We start from the raw sequence: 18,693 nt of genomic DNA on the forward strand, positions 1-18,693 counted from the left end.
GCAGAAGAAGAAGAACGATGCACGTATGCGTCTAACCTTGCTGCAAAATTCATTTTTTCTATTTTATGCACAGCCACGCTCATTTTATGCAATTATGCACGTTCAAAATCCGGCCTTATGCACCCCGCGTTTTCATGGAATATATTCCGACCCACGTCAAAATATTCCAAAATTGGAACATTATTCCAGCTTGGACAAGGCAATTATTTCAGTACCAGTACCCCGTCAAGATTAATATAAGGTAAAAACCGTCTCGCAAATCATGCCTTTGGAAAAGGGTTCACTTGTATTGGTAGATTACACTGCTAAAGTTAAGGACACTAACGAGGTTTTCGAGACTACTCGCGAAGAAGAGGCCAAGAAAACAGACCTCTACGACCCGACCCGCAAGTACGAGCCAAGGCTCGTCTCTGTTGGCGAGGCGTGGGTGCTAAAGGGCCTTGACGAGGCGCTGGCAAAGGCAGGCGTCGGCGACAAGATGAACGTCGAAGTCACGCCGGACAAGGGCTTTGGCGAGCGCGACCCGAACAAGGTGAGGATGATCCCGCAGCGCAAGCTCGGCGACAAGGCAGACGAAGTCCGCGTCGGCGACGTGGTAGAACTGGACGACAGGACAGGAATCATCCGCTACATCGGCTCCGGCAGGCTGCAGGTGGATTTCAACCACCGCCTTGCAGGCAAGACGCTCGTGTACGACGTCAACGTCATCAAGAAACTTGACACTGACAACGACAAGATAACTGCTCTCATAAAGCGCAGGATCCCAATAGAAGACGCCAAGATCAAGTTCAACCTGTCAGGCGCAAACCTGGACATGGAACTGCCGGAAGAGACGTACCTGGCAGAGGGCCTGCAGATAATCAAGAGGGCGGTCGCAAACGACATCTTCAAGTTCGTCCCGGCGGTCAAGAACATCAAGTTCATAGAGAGTTACGCAGCTCCACAGCCGGCGGCAACTGCTGAAAAGAAGGAAGAAGCAAAGCCGGCTGCAGCAGCGGCTACCGAAGCCAAGGCAGAAGCGGCCAAGTAACGGCCTTCCCCTTTTTACCCCTTTTACAGTAGCAAAAACTTATTATATTAAAAAATGCAAGCTTGCTGCAGCATGGAAAGCGCTCAACACGTAGAAAGCATAACAGTAACCCCAAAGGCGGCAGAAAAGGTCGCCGAATTCATGAAGCAGGAAGGCAATACAGGCCTGTACCTGAGGGTTTATGTCACCGGCGGCGGATGCTCCGGCCTGTCATACGGCATGGGCTTTGAGGAAAAGCCAGACGAGGACGACAGCGTCATCGAGCAGAACGGCGTCAAGGTTCTTGTTGACAGCTACAGCCAGAGATACCTGAGAGGCGCAAACATCGACTATGTCGAGAGCCTGATGGGTTCTGGGTTCAAGATCAACAACCCAAACGTCACAAAGAGCTGCTCGTGCGGACATTCGTTCAGCACAGAATAAGCAAAAACTCCCTTTCTTTTCCTTCCCTTCTTTTCGTTTGGATAAAACCTTATTAGAATACCCTCAAAACGGATTTGCATCACCCACTTGCTTGCTACACGACGCATAATCGACATTATTTTTGTGGCACTTGCGATAGTTGCGGCTTGCATCACGGCCATCGTCGCTGCAAAGGCTGTTACTGATGCGTTCAAGCCAACGCTTGACAGTGGCAACAGCATCCAGGAAAGTTCCAAACTTGTCATTACAGACCCGGACGCAAACCTGTAAGACAGGTCGGGGGATCCAGCAACGTTGCAAGACAAGTCAGAAAATCCAATGCTGGCTCAAAGCTATGCAAATTCAGGCAGATATACTGTAACCCTTGCAGATGCAGAGTCAACGGGGCCGCTTGACCACCCTGCCGCAACAGCGTTGTACGAATATGCCCCTTTCACCCTTCCGATAACGTGGGGCGCAGTAGCCGGGACTGTCATCTGGCGGGGCAGGGTAAGGTCGCAGTGGAGCAAGCAGGGCTACGACTATGACACTTTCAAGCTCATTACAAAAATGCGCGGGAGCCCGACCCGCCAAAAGCTTCTCGAAGCAGTCAGAAACGAGCAAAAGAACAAGCTCCAGCTTGCAAACGAGCTTGGGGTCGACTGGAAGACAATCGACAACCATGTCGCGATGCTGCTTGAGGCCCGGCTCGTAGAGGAAAAAAATGTAGTTGGCACTGCAAGGTATTATTCCATAACAGAAAACGGTGCAAAGGTTTTGGCCCTGCTTGCCAGTAGCGGCGGCGAGGCCAAGGATGATGACGATGGCAGCAGCCGGAAAGAAGAAGTGGCTGGCGGCGATGAAAAGTAGATGATCAGAGTTGTTGCCTGCATGGTTCTTCTGTGTATGCTCGGCTTGGCTGCGACGCTGTTCGAAGTGCCAAAGGCACATGCGTGCTCTTGTGTAGGGTCAATATCACCCGGCGAACAGTTTGAAAAAAGCACTGCAGTGTTTGCCGGCAAGGTTGCTGACATTGAGGCCGGCGACTATAGCAATACCGTACATTTTGACGTTGAGAGGGCGTGGAAAGGAGTGTCAACAACGACGCTTGCGCTCACTACGTCAGGGTCAAGCGATTCGTGCGGCTATGATTTTGAAAAAGGCAAAGAATACGTCGTATACGCGTATAGCAGCGATGAATCTTCCCTGCGTACAAGTACATGCAGCCGGACGCAGCTGGTGGCATACGCGTACGACGATCTCGCGTACCTTGGCGCAGGTTACACTCCTGCGCCAGGCCAGCCGGCAACAGTTGCAAAGGAGCCGGGCGACCCGCTCTTGCCCTTCATAGGCATCGGAGCCGCCGTGACTGCAGCTATCGTGCTTTTCACGCGGAGAAAAAGCAAACGGCAAAAATGAAAAAAAACGTTTTCAAAATTCTTATTAGAGCTGATGCGGCTTTTGCACATACACACATGAAAGCCGGAATATTATTGCCGCAAGTTACAGAGCACGCTACCAAAGAAAACCTTCTGTATATCGCAAAGGAAGCTGAAAAAGAAGGTCTGGATTCTGCCTGGGTATTTGAGCGCCTGCTGTGGCCGCTAAAGCCCCAGACGCCGTATGTTGCAACGCCTGATGGTTCCCTTCCAACAGAATACCAAAACGTGCTTGACCCACTTGAAACCCTCACCTACATAGCGGGAAACACTACGAAAATTTCTCTGGGAACCTGCCTGATTGACATGCTGTTTCACAACCCCGTCGTGCTGGCAAGGAGGTTTGCCACGCTAGATGTCCTTTCGGGCGGGCGAGTTATTGCCGGCCTTGGCATTGGATGGTCAAAAGACGAGTACGAGGTGTCCGGCGTGCCGTACAAGCAGAGAGGAGCAAGGGCAGACGAATTCTTGCAGGCGCTAAAGCGGATATGGACCGATGACGTGGTCGAGTTCAAGGGCCAGTTCTACAACATACCAGCTTCAAAAATCGGCCCCAAGCCGGTGCAAAAGCCGCATCCCCCAGTGCTTCTTGGCGGGTTCAGCCCAAAGGTGTTCTCAAGGATAGTAAACTATGCAGACGGATGGCTGCCCATTGCAGGAGTTGGACCGCTGGAACAGCTTGAACAGGCGGTAAGCGGCTTGAGGGAAGGCGCAAGAAAGGCAGGCAAAGACCCTTCGAAGGTTCGCGTGTTCGTTCTGTCGTATCCAACCGTGATGGACTCTCCTTCTCCCAATCAGCAGCAGAGATGGCCCATGACCGGCACCATCGACCAAATTGGAAGCGACATAGAGCGAATAAAAGCGATAGACGGGGTGGACCACATAATATTTGGTTACGCGTTTTCTTCGGTGGGCAGGGACGTGAAAAAGATGATCGAGATAACAAAACAGCTTGTCAGGTTTGCCAGATAAGAGAATACATTATCCTTGCTAGAAACACAAACGTGTACTAGAATCAAGAATTGCGCCACGACGTTACCTTTTCCGGCCGGATGACGATGCATGTTTCACCCGGCCCGATTTTTTGATACTGGGGATATTTGGCAATCAATTTTTCGTAGACTTTGTTCAACTGTATGCCTCCCTGTGTTTTGCCTGCCATCATTATTGACGCCTTTCCTCGTATCATTACAAAGGCCAGCCTTGTCCAATCATCATCATAATACTCGTCGATGAGCAAGGCGACGTTTGGATTGTCCCGTATGTTCCTGAGCCGCCTTAGGTTCTCCGGTTTGACCGTCTTTCTTTTTTCATCTATCGGTACAAAGAAACAGTTGTCATCAAACACAAACACTATAGGCACCAAGTGAGGCTTGGACTCTGAATCTACCGTTGCAAGCCTTGCAACTCTAGCTCTTTCTACAAGTTCTTTGACATCGTGGGCAATAATAGCAGTAGCATTATCATCATCCATTGTTCCATCTATTATTACAAGACAGCGCCTTGTTCATAAAAAGTGTGGGCGACGGTGTTGTTTCATTGTTAAGCAGATAATAATTTTTTGGCGCTGGTCAGGGATGGCTAGCTGCGGCTGTGCAGTTCCACTACCATCATTGTCTGTGTCGCCTTGACTTTTTCAATCCGCCTTATGCGCCTGTTTATGATCTCCTTTAGCCGTTCTTCAGTCTCTGCCCAGACTTTGACAATTATGTCAAAAGTGGAACCGTAAATCTGGCTTGCTTCGACGACTCCTGGCAGCGTCTTGAGCTCGTCAATGACTGCGTTTTCGCATCCAAGCTCGCAGTTGATCAGGATGTATGCAGATGAAGGCATGATGATGTATAATCACAACACATACAAGATTGTTATCATCATCTTCGACTCCAAAGCGTACCTATCATCATTATACGTCATAGTACATCCTGAACTGTCGCTCCTTTGAGCAGTCTCCAGCCTCTTCCACCTCTTTTTCCTTGAGGGAAAGATAAGTCTCTAGCAGCTCGTCGCTAAAGCACGACTTTAGGTAGCCCAAATCGCTCTCCAATGCGGCAATCGAGTCTTGCAGGCTGCCCGGGAGGGGCTTTATCCCAAGGCTGCGCCTCTGGTCGTCAGTCATTTTGTAGATGTTTTCGTTTATCGGGTCTCCGGGGTCCGTCTTTTTCTTGATGCCGTCAAGCCCTGCAGACACGACGGCGGAAAATGCCAGGTACGGGTTGGCCGAAGGATCTGGCGCTCGAAACTCGATGCGCTTTGATCCAGAGCTTCCCCTCTCGTTTACCGGCACCCGTATGATGGCCGACCTGTTTCCCCGGGACCACGCGGCGTACACTGGCGCTTCAAAGCCAGGAACCATCCTGTAGTACGAGTTTACCGTCGGCGCAACAAGGCAGGCAAGCGAAGCCGCGTGGTCCAGCAGCCCTCCGATAAAGTACCTCCCCGCCTGGCTAAACTCGGCGTATTCGTCAGAAGGGTCGTAGAAAATGTTGCGATGGTTGTTGCTGTCTTTAGCAGCATGGGATTTGGTCCACAGGCTCACGCTGACGTGCATGCCCGAGCCGTTGTCGCCGGCCCTCCTGTCGCTTTCATCAAAGATCGGTTTGGGCATAAAGTTTGCCACCTTGTTGTGTTTCTTTGCCACGTTTCTGACGACGTCTTTGTACACCTGGACGTTGTCAGCCGCCTTGGTGAGCGTGTCATGCAAAAAGTTGATCTCTATCTGGCCGCTGCTTGCGACTTCGTGGTTCAGGTTTGTGACCTCGATTGAATAGTACTTCTCAAGCATGTCTGCGACTTCAAACCTGAACTCCATCAAAGAATCCTGAAAGGGCGGCGCGTCGTATCCCCCCTTTCTGCGCAGCGGATACTTGCTCTGGCCTTCATCTTCTACAGACACGATTTTGGCTTCGTGGCCTCCAGAAAAGACCATGTCGTCAAAAATAAAGCACTCTACCTCGGGCCCGACCTGGCAGGCAAGCCCGTCATAGGCGAGGCGCTCTTCTACGCACTGCGATACGTGCCTCGGGTCCCGCGGCAGCCTTCCCCTGCCAAAGCCCCTGTACACGTCAGCAATCACCGTCGCCACGTTAAAGTCAGGCAGGGGAAGTCTTCTCAGGGTCGACCTGTCTGGGACCAGCAGAAGGTCCGACTCGTCTATGGTGGCAAAGCCCCTGACGGACGAGCCGTCCAGGCCAACTCCGCTTTTGAAATACTCGCGGAGGCTCTTGTTTCCGCTGAAAACATACTTTGCCAAAAACCTGCCGGGAACATCAGTGTACCTTAGCTGGAGAAATTCGGCAGACGTGATGTCATCCGGGCCACTGCTGCTATTATTCTTCTGCTGCAGCTCCTCTAACGAACTCGCATCTCTAAAGGACATATCTATGCCATAGATATGGCGTTTGTACGATATAAGGCCATTGACGATTATCATTTAAACTTGCAAACTATTATCAGCAAATACTTTATACTTGTAAAACCATACCCGCATGATGACCATATGGACAAAACAGATGTAAAGATACTCGAAAAGATGCTGTCAGATGCACGAATGTCCTACCGGAAAATAGCAGAGGAGATCGGCGTTTCGCCCCCGACAGTTCTTGCAAGGGTGGAAAAGCTGGAAAAGGAAGGCATAGTCAAGTCCTACTCTGCCCTGCTTGACCACGAAAAATTGGGCTACGACCTGACCGCAATAATTGACATAACTGCCGCCAAGGGCAAGATAATCGAGATCGAAAAACAGATAGCCAAATTCCCAAACGTCTGCGCGGTCTATGACATAACGGGCCTGACGGACATGACAGTCATTGCCAAGTTCAGGAACAGAAAGGAGCTCAGCAACTTTGTGAAAAAAGACCTTTCGCTGCAGTACGTCGAAAGGACAAACACGCACGTGGTACTGATAACCGTAAAAGAGGATTTCAGGTTTGTTGAGAGCTAGCACTGCTGCAAGATAATAAAAGAACTATCGCGCAAGAAGAGGCTGCCACTGGAAGCACGCCCCTCCCCTCTTTCTGCTGCACGCGGCAAAAGAAAGAAAAAGAGTGGGTTACGGCCAGAGGCCGCGGGTCTTGATCGCTTCGACGACCCTGTTGACTGCCAGGACCATCGAGGCCTTGCGCATGTTGACGCCGTATTCCTCGTGCGTATGGTAGATGTCGAGGAACGCCTTTGTGATGTTCTTGTCAAGTTTCTGGTTGACTTCGGCCTCCGACCAGTACTCGCGCCGTAGGTTCTGCAGCCACTCAAAATACGAGACCGTGACGCCGCCCCCGTTTGCCAGGATGTCCGGTATCACAAGCGTCTTGTTCTTGAACAGCACATCGTCGGCTTCAGGAGTGGTCGGGCCGTTGGCAGCCTCGGCAACTATCTTGGCCTTGATATTCTTGGCGTTCTTGCCGTTTATCTGGTTTTCAAGCGCGGCAGGTATCAGGATTGTGCAGTCGGTTTCCAGCAAGTCCTCGTTGCTTATCGGCTTGGCGCCGGAAAACCCGACGACAGAGCCTGTCTTTTCCTTGTGCTTGCGAAGCGCCTGCGCGGACATGCCGGCCTTGTTGTAGACGCCGCCCTTAGAGTCAGACGCCGCGATGACTGTTGCGCCCTGCTCTTCAACGAGCTGCGACGCAAACTGGCCGGCGTTTCCAAAGCCCTGCACCGCGACCGTGGCGTTTTTCATGTTTATCTTTAGCTTCTTTGCCGCTTCCCTCACCGTGAAGGACAGCCCTCTGCCGGTAGCCTCGTTTCTGCCAAGCGAGCCGCCGATTGAGAGGGGCTTGCCGGTGATAACTTCGGGCTGCACATAGTTGCCCTTTAGCGCAGAGTAGGTGTCCATTATCCATGCCATCTCGTTGCCTCCGGTGTAGACATCGGGGGCGGGGATGTCGGTATGCGGGCCAATGATGTCGGCAATGCTGTAGGCATAGCGCCGCGTCATCCTTTCAAGCTCGCCCTTTGACATTTCCTTTGGGTTGCAGATGATCCCGCCCTTGCCTCCCCCGTACGGGATGTCGGCAACTGCGCACTTCCAGGTCATCCACATCGACAGCGCCTTTACTTCGTCGATTGAGACCTGCGGGTGGTAGCGGATTCCGCCCTTGTACGGGCCGCGGGCGTCGTTGTGCTGCGACCTAAAACCGGTGAAAACCTTGACCTCGCCAGAGTCCATCTTGACCGGGATCGAGACTGTCAGGACCCGCTTTGGATGCGCCAGGACCTGGTGCATGCCATTATCGAGCTTTATTAGCTTCGCTGCTTCGTCAAGTTGCTTGAGTGCCATCTCAAAAGGGTTGATTGGCTGGGACATGCTTCCGATCTAGCAAAATAGCGTATTTAAGCCTAAGCCTACTATCATTATGCGTTCATGCGCTGCGAGATGAGTGACCTGAGCTCCTCGTCGCTCTTGCCGGCGCAGTCGATGCCAAGCGAGGTTGCTATCACTTCCAGCTTTTCTCGCTCTGTCGCAACGGGGCTTGTGATCCGGGGGACCTTGCTGATGCCGGCTTCCCTCCTTGCCTGCTCGGTTGCGTCCTGCATCTCTTGCCTAAACTGCTGGCGGGCCTTTTCGTACTCGCCTACCGCTTTTCCCAACGAACGCGAGACCTGCGGCAGGCGCTTTGTGCCAAAGATGAGGATGAGCGCAACCAGGATTATTATTGCCCACTCTGACCCCGCAATGTCCAAGAGCAGGCCGGAAAACGGCATATTTGTACTTGTACACTGAATATAAACAGGAATTAAATATTTCCTCTTCCACCCGGCAGCCTCTTTTCAAGGCCGTCTATGGCATCGACCATCGCCTTGCGCCTCTTTTCCTCCGTGACTACTGCCCGGATGTCCTCAATAAGCATCCTTGCCACGTCCAGCTTTTTCCGCAGGCCGGCCACGATGTTGTCGTACACTGCAAATGGATAGACCGCGCCGTAAATGTCCTCCATCACTGCAAACAGGCTCTCGGCGTCCTTCTCGTTGCCGGACCTCATGCGGTCGTACACCAGCCTCTTTATCTCGCCGACGCAATCCAAAAGCCCGGTGAGGTATGACGGACCAGAGACTTCAAGGTCGGCCATCGACGGGAGCTGCGACGATCCTTCCATGACTGCGCGCAGCACGTACGCCTCCACCAGCTCTTGCTCTGCCACTGCGATGTAACGATAGAGGTCGTCGCCGGCGTGGACGCGGAACTCTACGAGCATCGCCTTTGCCTGGCCCATCATTTCAGCTGCCTCGCCAAGCTGGCCGTGGTGCATCGCGATTATCGACTTGCTGCAGAGCGTCACTGCATCGCGCGTCCCCTTGATCAGTTTTTCCCGGCGCTCCTGCACGTCCTTTAGGTCCTTGTCGATGGCTTCAAGCGAGCCCTGTATGCTGCTGGTAACAACAACTGGCATGTGTGTACGCCCTTTAGCGCGGCTGGTCTGGATAAAAGACTTGCTACTACTACCACTATTCTGCCATGATGACGACATCTACGATTTTTATAGACGGAACAGTAACCGCTAGTCGGACTCGGTTAGTTGGGCAGCAACATTCGCAGGAGCAGGGGCTACGCCTTTGAGCATGGGCTTGTTGAGCGCTTTAACTCGCTAAAAGAGTGGCACGCGCGCCGCCTCGGCGGATCATCGACAGGCCTGCCGGACATTGTCGCGGTAAACAACAAGCAAGGGATACTGCTCACTATCGAGGCCAAGTCCGGCACAAGCGACATCCTGTACGTGCCGCAGGACCAGATCGAAAGATGCATAGTAGTCACGGAAATGTTTGCCATCTACCCTACCCGCCACATAGTTTTTGCATTCAAGTTCATGAGCAAAAAGAGGTTCAGGCGCAAGAACGCGACCGTGTACGAGCAGCGCAAACTGGCAGAATACTACAAGGTTGCAGACGCGCTTGCGAGCATGAAGCCGCTTCCCGTAGTAAAGTGCACGTACGACGGCAGGACGTTTGCGATGCTTGACGGCAAGACGGTGGAACTGAACCTGCCTGACCTGCCAATGCCATTTCAGCAACACCATAACAATAACAACGATGATGGTGCAAAGAAATAACACGATGACGAACAAGAAAAAGAAGGCATTATTACTTGAATTTTCAAAGATAGGCGAAAAGGTAGAGATAGAGCTTGACGACACGCAATCGCCCCGGACGGTCGGGGCTATTGTCGACAGCCTTCCGCTGACCATGACAATAGAAAGATGGGGCGACGAACTGTATTCAGAGGCAACGCCGGTAAAGGTTGCAGAGGAAAATGCAAGATCGGAGGTATGCCTGTTCGATGTCGCATACTGGCCGCAAGGCAGCGCCCTGTGCTTCTTTTACGGGCCCACGCCGATAACAAGCAAGGCCGGCAAGATACTGCCGTACTCGCCTGTCAACATTGTCGGCAGGATAAAGTCAAGGCCTGCAGACATACAGGATTTTCTGCGCAGGGTAGAAGAGGCGCACGTAGCGGAGCGTGTGCCCGTGGTTCTGCGCTAGCGGCAGCCGTACTGGCGGGCCCACGGTTCTGAGGCAAACTCGCTTTTGTCGCAGAATGTCGTGAGAATGACGGCGTGCTTGGCGTTTAGGAGCTCGGCGTTTAGCACCTTGTCGCCGCAAAACACCTTTGCCACCATTCTGTCATAGCTCCCCGCCTGCTGCTCATCATCCTCGTCTACAAGCGCAGTCGAGCCGACCGGGCACAACGCCCTAGTAAAGTCTGTCGCCTCCTTGTATCCCGGCTGGCCTCTTTCAGGCGTGTTTACAAGTGCAAGACGGATTGCAATGTTGTTGACCCGAATTGTGTCGCCATCAGTTATTTTTGTGACCGTGCCGGAAAAGCATACGGCGGCACCTACGCAATGGGCTACGGAGGTTGTGCCAGCAATGTCAAGAAAACCGGCGGAGGCTTGGGATAGCGGTTTTGGGGAGGACAGGCTGTCCCAGACAAAGGCCTGGATTATGTACCTCCCCTCTTTTTGCGGCGTCCAAGAAAACTCAAAAGTGCGCTGCCCCGTAAATGCGACCTGCTCCCACTTTAGGTAATCAGTATAACCATCCGGGTCCTGTACTTGTACAATGTAGAAAATTGGGCCCTGTTGTTGGCTGGAAGAAGTAATGTTTACCCGTATCGACATTTGCCTTCCGGCTTCAAATTGGCCTCCCTCTGGCACAACCAGCAGCTTGTCTATCGTGACGCCAGCATAATCATCATCATTGCTAGCCGCTGCCGCCAGAGCGAACACGGGAAGCGGCGCCAAAGCTAGAACGACCAAAAAGAGGGCCTTGAGCACAATTCTTGGGAAGCATGTCATTATAATTATATTGTAGGTTCATATAGCAGAATTGCTGTAATATTTTCAGAAATCACTGCTCCGGACGTGTGGTAACAGGCGCAAACACTGCAAGCATTTGCATTTCAACAATCCATATATTAGCATTTAGGAATAAAAACCTGCAATTTCTATCCGATGGAAAATAATTGTTGAAAATTCTCAATAGTACAAACCCCGAATGCAATTATACTTAGTTCCACAGGCCTTATAAGTTGCAAACGCGATACTACATTGCTTTTCAGAGAGAGAAAATGAAAACATCACTAGTATCCCCGTGCAAACACGAAAAGACGGTCACAGACCCAGAGTCTGGCGAGATTATTTGCCGGAGCTGCGGACTTGTGATATCGGACAAGATACAGGAGATGCGGCCCGAATGGCGCGCGTTTACCTCTCAGGAGGCAGACGACAGGGCGAGGACTGGAATCCCCAGTTCCCTTGCACGCCATGACATGGGCCTGTCTACAGTGATTGCAAGGACAGACAAGGACGCAAGCGGGCGCCTGATAGAGGGTGTCATGAAGTCTACGATGGACAGGCTGAGGGCGTGGGATTTCCGCACGCAGGCCCACTCGCCGACTGACAGGAACCTCAGGCAGGCGTTCTCGGAGCTGGACAGGCTAAAAGACAAGCTGTCGCTGTCCGACGCCGTGGTGGAAAAGACGGCTTATATATACAGAAAAGCGCAAGAGCGCGGTCTTGTAAGGGGCAGAACCATATCTGCAACCCTGGGAGCTGCGCTGTACATTGCGATACGTGAGACAGGCATGTCAAGGACGCTCAAAGACATCGCCGAGACCAGCAACGTCAAACGCAAGGACCTGGCAAGGATGTACAGGCTCGTAGTGCTTGAGCTGGACCTGAAAATCCCGATGATTGACCCGATGAAATGCATTGCAAGGGTTGCAAGCAAGTCGGGATTGAGCGAAAAGACCAAGCGTCATGCTATGAACATAATGTATGATGTAGTAAAGAGCGGCATGTCCGCCGGCAAGGACCCGATGGGACTTGCCGCATCAGTGCTGTACATGGCGTCGCTTGAGACAGGCGAGAACAGGACCCAGACAGACATCGCCGAGGCCGCGGGAGTCACCGAAGTGACCGTCAGAAACAGGTACAAGAATCTAAAGAGCCGGCTTGATTCGCTGGCGAATTAGACTCTACTGATACCTCTCCCCTTTTTGATATCATTAAAATAATAAACACCTAAATAGCAATTTTTGGTAAACACCGTCCAACAGTGGCAGCGTCTGCCGACGTTTCCATCATCAAGAGAAATGCTCTGCGCTATTCGCTTGCAGCAATAGCGTCCGTTTTTGTCTTTGAATTTACAGCAGGCATCATCACAAACAGCCTTGCTGTCCTGACAGACAGCACTCACGCGCTACTCGACGCTGTCGTGACTGCGATACTGATAATTGCGGTGAGCCTTGCAGCCAAGCCCCGCGACAAAGAGCACACGTACGGCCATGGCAGGATAGAGACGATAGGCGGCTTTATCGGAGGAGCGGCGCTTTTCGTAGTTTCAATATTTTTCATCTACGAGGCGGCGGCAAGGCTTGCGTTTGGAGGCACGGCTGCGCTCTCGGTCAACCCCGGCATGATAGGCTTTGCGGCAGTCGTGTACACGCTTGCAGTCGACGCTTTCAGGATGGCGGTGCTTGGCAGGGCGATGCGCAAGACAAGAAGTGGCGCGGCCACGCTCAAGGCAGACCTCTACCATGCAATAGCAGACTTTGCCTCAACTGCGGTAGCCCTTGTCGGCCTGTGGCTTGTCACCACCGGCTTTTACCAGGGCGACGCAATTGCCGCGGTGATCCTGGGTGCATTTCTTGCATATCTCAGCAGCAAGTTTGCATACCAGAACGCGTTTGAGCTTACAGACAGCATCCCGCCGCGGCTTGTGGCAAGGGTGCGCCAGGCGGCCGCAGAGACAGATGGCGTGCTTGACTGCAAGGACGTCAAGATGAGAAGGGTAGGAAACGATATTTTTGCAGAAGTCACGATAAGCCTAAAGGCAGACATTAGCTTTGAAAAAGCGCACGAGATAAGCGCGCAGGTGGAGCGCAACATCGAGTCGAGCCTTGCGCAGGCTGGTGACTCTGTTGAAAGCATCACCGTGCACTTTGAGCCGATATACGGCCCTGACCTGCCGCTTGAATCGATAATCGAGCGTGCGGCAGCGCGTGTATCGGGAGTAAAGGGTGTCCACAACATTATCGTTTCAAGGGTTGTCGACGGCACCGACAGGCTCGAGATCTCGCTCCACATCCAGGTCAACAGGTCTGCGAGCCTGAGCGAGGCGCACGCAATAGCAAGCGCTGTCGAAGAGTCGATAAAGGGCCAGGTAAAGCGCGCGGAAAACGTGACGGTGCACCTGGAGCCTTTGATGCCAGAGGTGGCCGGCGTCCAGCCGCTGGCAGACATCGAAATCCAGAACTCTATAAGGCAGATAGTTCTGGCATCGGGCGACATCAAAAAAGTGGGAAGGATAGCAACGTTTAGGACCGACGAAGACACGCTCAAGATAGACGTCGACATTGGCTTTTCCACTGAAAGGCCGTCCACCATAGAGCAGGTGCACGAGTTAGTGACAGAAATAGAAAAACAGATACGCGCCAAGTACCCCGGCTCCATAGTCACGATACACGCAGAGCCGGGCTGAGCCAGCTGAATCTCTTTATATCTTGGCCTGTTCGCTTCCTCTTGTGGCCGTAATCACTACCATAAACCTGCCGCTAGCCAAGAAACTGATGCCGCCTCGCAGGGCGTCGTCAAAAAAGGGCGACAACGGCACGGTGCTTGTAGCTGGCGGAAGCCGGTTCTACCACGGGGCGCCAGTGTTTACCAGCATGGCCGCGCTCCGTGCAGGCACAGACCTTGTCTATACAGCGGTTCCACGCTCGATAATCACAGAGGTGCGCTGCTTTTCGCCAGCGCTCATTGCGCTTCCGCTTCCGGACGACAAGCTGACCGTGGGTGCGGCAAACAGGCTTGCCGCAATGCTTCCAAAAAAGCCCGACGCTGCGGCCATAGGAATGGGCATGAGCATCGCCGGCCCGGAAGCGATAATCGCGCTTGCAAGAAAGCTCAAAGAACGCGGGACGAAAATCCTGCTCGACGCATCCGCGCTTGTGCCAGAGATACTCCCGGAAATTGCCAATGCAAACGCCGTCGTGACTCCCCATGCAGGCGAATACAAGAGGCTGTTTGGAGAGGAAGCCGGCGAAACGGAAAAGGAAAGGATTGCAAACGTGTCTGCCAATGCAAAAAAGCACGGCATAACCATCCTGCTCAAGGGTCCCACCGACATTGTTTCTGACGGCAAGAGCACAGGGATAAACCGCACGCACAACTGCGCCATGACGGTCGGGGGCACCGGCGACGTGCTTGCAGGCATTACCGCGGGCCTGATGTGCAAAGTCCCACCCTTTGAAGCGGCGCTGCTTGCAGTCTATTTCAACGGGCTTGCAGGCAACCTTGCGTTTAACCGCGTCGGCCTGCACATGACGTCTACAGACCTGCTGGAAGACCTGCCGGTTGCCATGAAGCGCTTTGACGTGATAATCAAATAATATAGCAGAGAGGCAATGCACAACAGCAGGGCACTTGAAATCAGTCATCGTAACAGGAGCGTCAAGCGGCATCGGCAGGGCTGCTTCATCCAGGCTTGCAAACGCGGGGTACAGGGTATATGGCCTTGCGAGGAGCTATGACAAACTGCAGGCAATGGCCGGCGAGCTTGCAAACTTTGTTCCTGTCGAGTTTGACGTGACAAAACCGGACAAGTTTGACAAGGTACTGGACCCGATAATCGCGTCATCACCATCAGGCATCTTTGGGCTTGTCAACAATGCAGGTTACGTCGAGCCCGGCGCTATTGAGGATTTGTCCATGGAAAGCATCAGGATGCAGTTTGAGACCAACTTTTTTGGGCTTGTAGGCGTCACGAAAAAGATCCTGCCGTCCATGATGGCGCAAAAAGAAGGCCGGATTGTAAACGTCAGCTCGATGGCAGGCATGGTGTCGCTTCCCACAATAGGCATGTACTGCGCAACCAAGCACGCCCTTGAAGCGTTCACGGAGGCGCTGCGCATGGAGCTGTGGAATACAGGGATAAAGGTCGCAAGCATAAACCCGGGCATAATTGAAACGAACATACATTTTGTGACTGATGAAAAGGTGTCGCAATTAAAGAATTCCAGGTTTGCAAAAGCATATGCAAAATACCTGAAAGAAACGCCCCGGGGCCTGCCGTCGTCAATAGTTGCAGACGCCATATATGACGCAGTGTCGACTTCAAAGCCAAAATACAGGTACCTGCTTGGCTCGGCAAGGGAAAAAGCAGGAGTCAGGCTCAGGCGCATTGCGCCGGACGACATCATCCATTCGCTTGTTGCAAAGCGCGTGCTCGAGTAGATATATGCACACCAATTTAATAGCCCCTCTGTTACTGAAAAAAGAAGAGTACACGAATATGAGCGAGCAAGGCCACGACAATAACAATAACAGCAACATCATCACGTTTGACGAGTTTATCAAGGTGCAGCTGAGGATTGGCAAGGTAGTGAGTGCAGAGGCCATCCCCGGCATGAAAAAGGTGTTCAAGGCTATTGTCGACATTGGAACAGAAAAGCGCGAAGTCGCGGTGGGCGCGGCGCTGTGGATAAAGCCTGAGGATTTTGTGGGCAGGACTGTGGTGATATGCACAAACCTTGCGCCCCGGAAAATTGGCGACATGACTTCAAATGGCATGCTCTTGGCGGCAGACGGGCCTGAAGGCAGGCCAGTCTTCCTTACAACCACTGAAGAAGCGCCGCTTGGCGCGCCGATACACTAACTAACTAGCCTGTCCCCGACCCAAACTTGCCAGGCCCAGGCTCTTTCTTTTTCTGTATCTCTTCCAGTATCGATTCGTAGTGCTGGTCAAGAGGCTTTGTATCAACCGGGATTTTTTCCAGCCTTGAAAACGCAGACACTATGCTCTTTGCGGCAAGCGGCTGAGGGACGGTGGTTTCAGATATCTCGCCAAACAAGCCGATTGCGTCGATGCCACGCTCTGCGGCAAGGCCCAAGATCACGCCGTTGAACCACGTGATGCTTGAAATTTCACTTCCGACGAGGTCGATGCCGGCCCTTGCCAGCACTTTTTTCAGCTCCGGCCTGTTGACCACTCCGCATACCCGTGGAGCGCCGGTAAGCTGCTCACGGAGATAGCCGCCGGCACCGTACAGTTTTTTCACCGTGCCGATTTTTTGCGCATAGTCCAAAAACGCGTTGCACAGCGCGTACAGTTGGCCAGGGTCCTGCGGCTGCGACTCTCCTGTAAACACTAGCAGCTTGTGCGCCCTGTCATAAAATATCTTGTACGTGTCGCTTGCGCTTTTTACCACGCCGTTGGAGTACGACACCCACGGCTTGTCGCTTGACACAACCTCTGCCACCTGCTCGCACTTTAGATGCTGTGCAAGAAAGGACGACACGAGTCCGCCTACCCGCCCCATGTCCGGAAGCGACGCAAACGCGGTAAACTCGTTGTCGTCAGCCTGCAGCTCCTTTAGCACGACAAGTTTCATCGTCATCGTCATTTTGTTTTTCTTCCTTCTCCTCCTTCCATCCCGTTTATCTTGGCAAGAAAGGCGCAGATTGCAGTATAGTCCATCTCCGAGTATCCGCTGTTGTTTGCCGCCCTGAACATCTGCTGTACATGCGCAGTAGTCGGAAGCGTGATGCCTTGCACCTGAGCCGTGTCGTTTGCAAGCTCTAGGTCTTTGAGCATGTTCTTTAGGTGAAAAGAGGGCGCATAATCATTTGCCACCATGAGCGGTCCTTTTTTCTCCGACAGGCCAGTCTTGAAGTAAGTGGTATTTAGCACCTGCACAAACACCGCAGGGTCGATGCCAGATCCCTTTACAAGCATAATGCCTTCTGACACCGCCGTTGCAATTAGCGCGATGTTGAGGTTGAGGGCAAGTTTCACCGCGTTTGCAGAACCGTCCTTTTCAGAGATGTAAAATACACGCTTGCCCATCTTTTCTATCACGGGTCTTGCCTTTTCAAACGCCTGCCTGCTTCCGGCAACCATGGGCACAAGTTCGCCTGCCTCGGCAGCCGCAGGCCCGCCCATCACTGGCATGCCAAGCATTTCAATCCCGACTTTGCGCAACTCTTGCGCGCAGTACGCAGACTGCTCTGGAGAGATGGTGCTGGCGTCTATGATTATTGCATGGGAGCCGTTTTTCTTTGACGACTTGGCAATGCCTTTATCGCCAAAAAACACTTGTTTTACAGCATCAAAGTTTGTCACGACGGTTATCACAAGGTTGCAGTTTGAGGCAAGTTCAAGTGGGCTTGCGGCCACTTTGGCATCCTTTGAAAACAGGTTTGCTTTTGACTTTTCCCGGTTATAGACCCAGACATCGTGGCCCGTGCTTATCAAGCGCTTTGCAATGCCAGAGCCCATAAGGCCCAACCCTGCTATGCCAACTTTCACGCCCTTTTTCCCTCATGCGCCAATAAAAAACCTATACACGATGGCCGATTCTTAAACTACGAGAAAAAAGGTTAAATCGTTGAGGTTTGTTCTATAACAAAGTAATTGCTTTTTGATCTTGCAGTTTCCAGTACATATATACATTTATTCCCATTTATGGTTACTGACGGCAGAAGAAGAAGAGGAATGAAATGATCAAGATGGACATGCCGCGCCTTTTAGACGAAAGAGGGTACAAGCCACTAAAAGTGCAGGAAAAGGCAGTGGCCTCTGCGGCATTGAGCTCGCTCACGGTCCTCGGCGAGTCGTCTGTCAGGGCGCTTCTTTACCACATGGCAGCCCTTGCCGCAATGCAGGAAAGAGAGCTCCTCTCAAACTACAAAGAGTTTGAAAAAGCGTTGTGGTCTGCTCTTGGCAGCGGAGCTGACATTATCCTAAAGCGCTTTGACGAAGAGCTTGCAAAGAACGTGCAGGCAACAGACATGGGGCCAAACGAGGTGCTTGACGCGATGAAAAGGGACCAACCCTACGTCTTTATGCGAAATATTTCAGCAGGCGAGCACGTTTTGGTCCTGTACAGGAGCACCCAGTTCCGCGACAGGATGCTTGGCGCTTTCTTTGATTCAACAACTGCGCAAGGAGGCGGAGGACGTCAGGCAAAGGGCGCGATACTGTCGGAGCCGGCTTCACTTGCATTTGCACAGTCCATCACGTGGCGCGACTTGCAGGAAAAAAAGAAGGCAGGTGGCACAAGCCTTGACGAAAAGGTATCCGAGTGGACATCAACGCTTGGCGGAGGCAAGCTGAGGCTTGCAAGGGACAGCACCTGGCTTCTGGAAAACAACATAGAGGAAACCGCCGCTGCAAAATTCAAGGATGCGGCCCTTGTGTGCGCCTGCGACCTGCGGGTCGGCATCGAGCGCGCAGCCAAGGCAATGGAGTCGCACAATTATGTCGTGCTAGAAGACTCGAAGATAGTGTATGCAAGGGACTAAGGTCCCCTCCCTCCCCCTTGAGTGT

24 protein-coding genes are annotated in these 18,693 nt (G+C 52.5%); 15 read left to right on the forward strand and 9 right to left on the reverse strand.

What is annotated here, in order from left to right:
• Positions 1 to 262: 262 nt before the first annotated feature.
• The 6 genes from NTE_RS11805 (at position 263) to NTE_RS11825 (ending at position 3,843) form a co-directional block, all read left to right on the forward strand.
• Positions 263 to 1,030, forward strand: a complete 768-nt coding sequence (locus NTE_RS11805; RefSeq protein ID WP_226986986.1) for a peptidylprolyl isomerase — start codon at positions 263 to 265, stop codon at positions 1,028 to 1,030.
• Between the two features lie 72 nt (positions 1,031 to 1,102).
• Entirely contained in the window at positions 1,103 to 1,453 is a 351-nt protein-coding gene (gene erpA / locus NTE_RS11810; protein ID WP_148701196.1) for an iron-sulfur cluster insertion protein ErpA, read from the forward strand.
• Between the two features lie 87 nt (positions 1,454 to 1,540).
• Positions 1,541 to 1,723, forward strand: coding sequence for a hypothetical protein (locus tag NTE_RS11815; protein WP_148701197.1), 183 nt, complete (start codon positions 1,541 to 1,543; stop codon positions 1,721 to 1,723).
• A 24-nt stretch (positions 1,724 to 1,747) separates the two neighbouring features.
• Positions 1,748 to 2,302: an ArsR/SmtB family transcription factor gene (locus tag NTE_RS11820; protein ID WP_148701198.1), complete on the forward strand. Its 555-nt coding sequence runs from the start codon at positions 1,748 to 1,750 to the stop codon at positions 2,300 to 2,302.
• A complete protein-coding gene (locus NTE_RS16715; RefSeq protein ID WP_158385519.1) occupies positions 2,303 to 2,851 on the forward strand; it encodes a hypothetical protein in 549 nt (182 codons plus the stop codon).
• Between the two features lie 56 nt (positions 2,852 to 2,907).
• Positions 2,908 to 3,843 carry an LLM class F420-dependent oxidoreductase gene (locus NTE_RS11825; protein WP_158385521.1) on the forward strand — a complete coding sequence of 312 codons (936 nt, stop codon included), beginning with the start codon at positions 2,908 to 2,910 and terminating at the stop codon, positions 3,841 to 3,843.
• A gap of 43 nt (positions 3,844 to 3,886) precedes the next feature.
• On the opposite strand, the gene NTE_RS11830 is transcribed toward NTE_RS11825, so the two are convergent.
• From NTE_RS11830 to glnA, 3 genes are all read right to left on the reverse strand, one after another.
• A complete protein-coding gene (locus NTE_RS11830) occupies positions 3,887 to 4,345 on the reverse strand; it encodes a TIGR03668 family PPOX class F420-dependent oxidoreductase (RefSeq protein WP_148701200.1) in 459 nt (152 codons plus the stop codon).
• 107 nt (positions 4,346 to 4,452) lie between these two features.
• On the reverse strand, positions 4,453 to 4,704 hold the full coding sequence (locus NTE_RS11835) for an Lrp/AsnC ligand binding domain-containing protein (protein WP_148701201.1): 252 nt from the start codon (positions 4,702 to 4,704) through the stop codon (positions 4,453 to 4,455).
• Positions 4,705 to 4,774: 70 nt separating this feature from the next.
• Positions 4,775 to 6,247: a type I glutamate--ammonia ligase gene (gene glnA / locus NTE_RS11840; protein WP_148701202.1), complete on the reverse strand. Its 1,473-nt coding sequence runs from the start codon at positions 6,245 to 6,247 to the stop codon at positions 4,775 to 4,777.
• Between the two features lie 120 nt (positions 6,248 to 6,367).
• Between glnA and NTE_RS11845 the strand changes: the two genes are divergently transcribed.
• Positions 6,368 to 6,811 carry an Lrp/AsnC family transcriptional regulator gene (locus NTE_RS11845; protein ID WP_148701203.1) on the forward strand — a complete coding sequence of 148 codons (444 nt, stop codon included), beginning with the start codon at positions 6,368 to 6,370 and terminating at the stop codon, positions 6,809 to 6,811.
• 108 nt (positions 6,812 to 6,919) lie between these two features.
• Here NTE_RS11845 and NTE_RS11850 read toward each other — a convergent pair whose 3' ends face one another.
• Genes NTE_RS11850 through NTE_RS11860 form a run of 3 tightly spaced genes read right to left on the reverse strand, consistent with a single transcriptional unit; the run spans position 6,920 to position 9,335 of the window.
• Complete coding sequence (locus NTE_RS11850; RefSeq protein WP_148701204.1) at positions 6,920 to 8,173, reverse strand: Glu/Leu/Phe/Val family dehydrogenase; 1,254 nt, start codon at positions 8,171 to 8,173, stop codon at positions 6,920 to 6,922.
• Positions 8,174 to 8,220: 47 nt separating this feature from the next.
• Complete coding sequence (locus NTE_RS11855) at positions 8,221 to 8,571, reverse strand: Sec-independent protein translocase subunit TatA/TatB (RefSeq protein WP_148701205.1); 351 nt, start codon at positions 8,569 to 8,571, stop codon at positions 8,221 to 8,223.
• A 32-nt stretch (positions 8,572 to 8,603) separates the two neighbouring features.
• Positions 8,604 to 9,335: a translin family protein gene (locus NTE_RS11860; RefSeq protein WP_226986987.1), complete on the reverse strand. Its 732-nt coding sequence runs from the start codon at positions 9,333 to 9,335 to the stop codon at positions 8,604 to 8,606.
• A gap of 48 nt (positions 9,336 to 9,383) precedes the next feature.
• On the opposite strand from NTE_RS11860, the gene NTE_RS11865 reads away from it, so the two are divergent.
• The gene (locus tag NTE_RS11865; protein WP_148701206.1) at positions 9,384 to 9,914 is read left to right on the forward strand and encodes a PDDEXK family nuclease; all 531 of its coding nucleotides are present in this window, start codon (positions 9,384 to 9,386) and stop codon (positions 9,912 to 9,914) included.
• 4 nt (positions 9,915 to 9,918) lie between these two features.
• Entirely contained in the window at positions 9,919 to 10,344 is a 426-nt protein-coding gene (locus tag NTE_RS11870) for a cyclophilin-like fold protein (RefSeq protein ID WP_148701207.1), read from the forward strand.
• On the opposite strand, the gene NTE_RS11875 is transcribed toward NTE_RS11870, so the two are convergent.
• Positions 10,341 to 11,105: a thermonuclease family protein gene (locus tag NTE_RS11875; protein ID WP_226986988.1), complete on the reverse strand. Its 765-nt coding sequence runs from the start codon at positions 11,103 to 11,105 to the stop codon at positions 10,341 to 10,343. The genes NTE_RS11870 and NTE_RS11875 overlap by 4 nt on opposite strands.
• A gap of 326 nt (positions 11,106 to 11,431) precedes the next feature.
• On the opposite strand from NTE_RS11875, the gene NTE_RS11880 reads away from it, so the two are divergent.
• The 5 genes from NTE_RS11880 (at position 11,432) to NTE_RS11900 (ending at position 16,020) form a co-directional block, all read left to right on the forward strand.
• Positions 11,432 to 12,337 carry a transcription initiation factor IIB gene (locus tag NTE_RS11880; protein ID WP_075054465.1) on the forward strand — a complete coding sequence of 302 codons (906 nt, stop codon included), beginning with the start codon at positions 11,432 to 11,434 and terminating at the stop codon, positions 12,335 to 12,337.
• An 83-nt stretch (positions 12,338 to 12,420) separates the two neighbouring features.
• Positions 12,421 to 13,845: a cation diffusion facilitator family transporter gene (locus NTE_RS11885; protein WP_148701209.1), complete on the forward strand. Its 1,425-nt coding sequence runs from the start codon at positions 12,421 to 12,423 to the stop codon at positions 13,843 to 13,845.
• A 43-nt stretch (positions 13,846 to 13,888) separates the two neighbouring features.
• Positions 13,889 to 14,755, forward strand: coding sequence for an NAD(P)H-hydrate dehydratase (locus NTE_RS11890; protein ID WP_226986989.1), 867 nt, complete (start codon positions 13,889 to 13,891; stop codon positions 14,753 to 14,755).
• 34 nt (positions 14,756 to 14,789) lie between these two features.
• Complete coding sequence (locus NTE_RS11895; RefSeq protein WP_158385525.1) at positions 14,790 to 15,599, forward strand: SDR family oxidoreductase; 810 nt, start codon at positions 14,790 to 14,792, stop codon at positions 15,597 to 15,599.
• 58 nt (positions 15,600 to 15,657) lie between these two features.
• Positions 15,658 to 16,020, forward strand: a complete 363-nt coding sequence (locus tag NTE_RS11900; protein ID WP_148701211.1) for a methionine--tRNA ligase — start codon at positions 15,658 to 15,660, stop codon at positions 16,018 to 16,020.
• A 4-nt stretch (positions 16,021 to 16,024) separates the two neighbouring features.
• Here the strand turns inward: NTE_RS11900 and NTE_RS11905 are convergent, their stop codons facing one another.
• Positions 16,025 to 16,768, reverse strand: coding sequence for a PAC2 family protein (locus NTE_RS11905; protein WP_148701212.1), 744 nt, complete (start codon positions 16,766 to 16,768; stop codon positions 16,025 to 16,027).
• A complete protein-coding gene (locus NTE_RS11910; RefSeq protein ID WP_148701213.1) occupies positions 16,765 to 17,673 on the reverse strand; it encodes an NAD(P)-dependent oxidoreductase in 909 nt (302 codons plus the stop codon). Before NTE_RS11910 ends, NTE_RS11905 begins: the two co-directional genes overlap by 4 nt.
• A gap of 191 nt (positions 17,674 to 17,864) precedes the next feature.
• On the opposite strand from NTE_RS11910, the gene NTE_RS11915 reads away from it, so the two are divergent.
• On the forward strand, positions 17,865 to 18,668 hold the full coding sequence (locus tag NTE_RS11915; RefSeq protein ID WP_148701214.1) for a hypothetical protein: 804 nt from the start codon (positions 17,865 to 17,867) through the stop codon (positions 18,666 to 18,668).
• The last annotated feature ends 25 nt before the right edge of the window (positions 18,669 to 18,693 follow it).

Source organism: Candidatus Nitrososphaera evergladensis SR1 (genome assembly GCF_000730285.1).
Classification (GTDB): Archaea; Thermoproteota; Nitrososphaeria; order Nitrososphaerales; family Nitrososphaeraceae; genus Nitrososphaera; species Nitrososphaera evergladensis.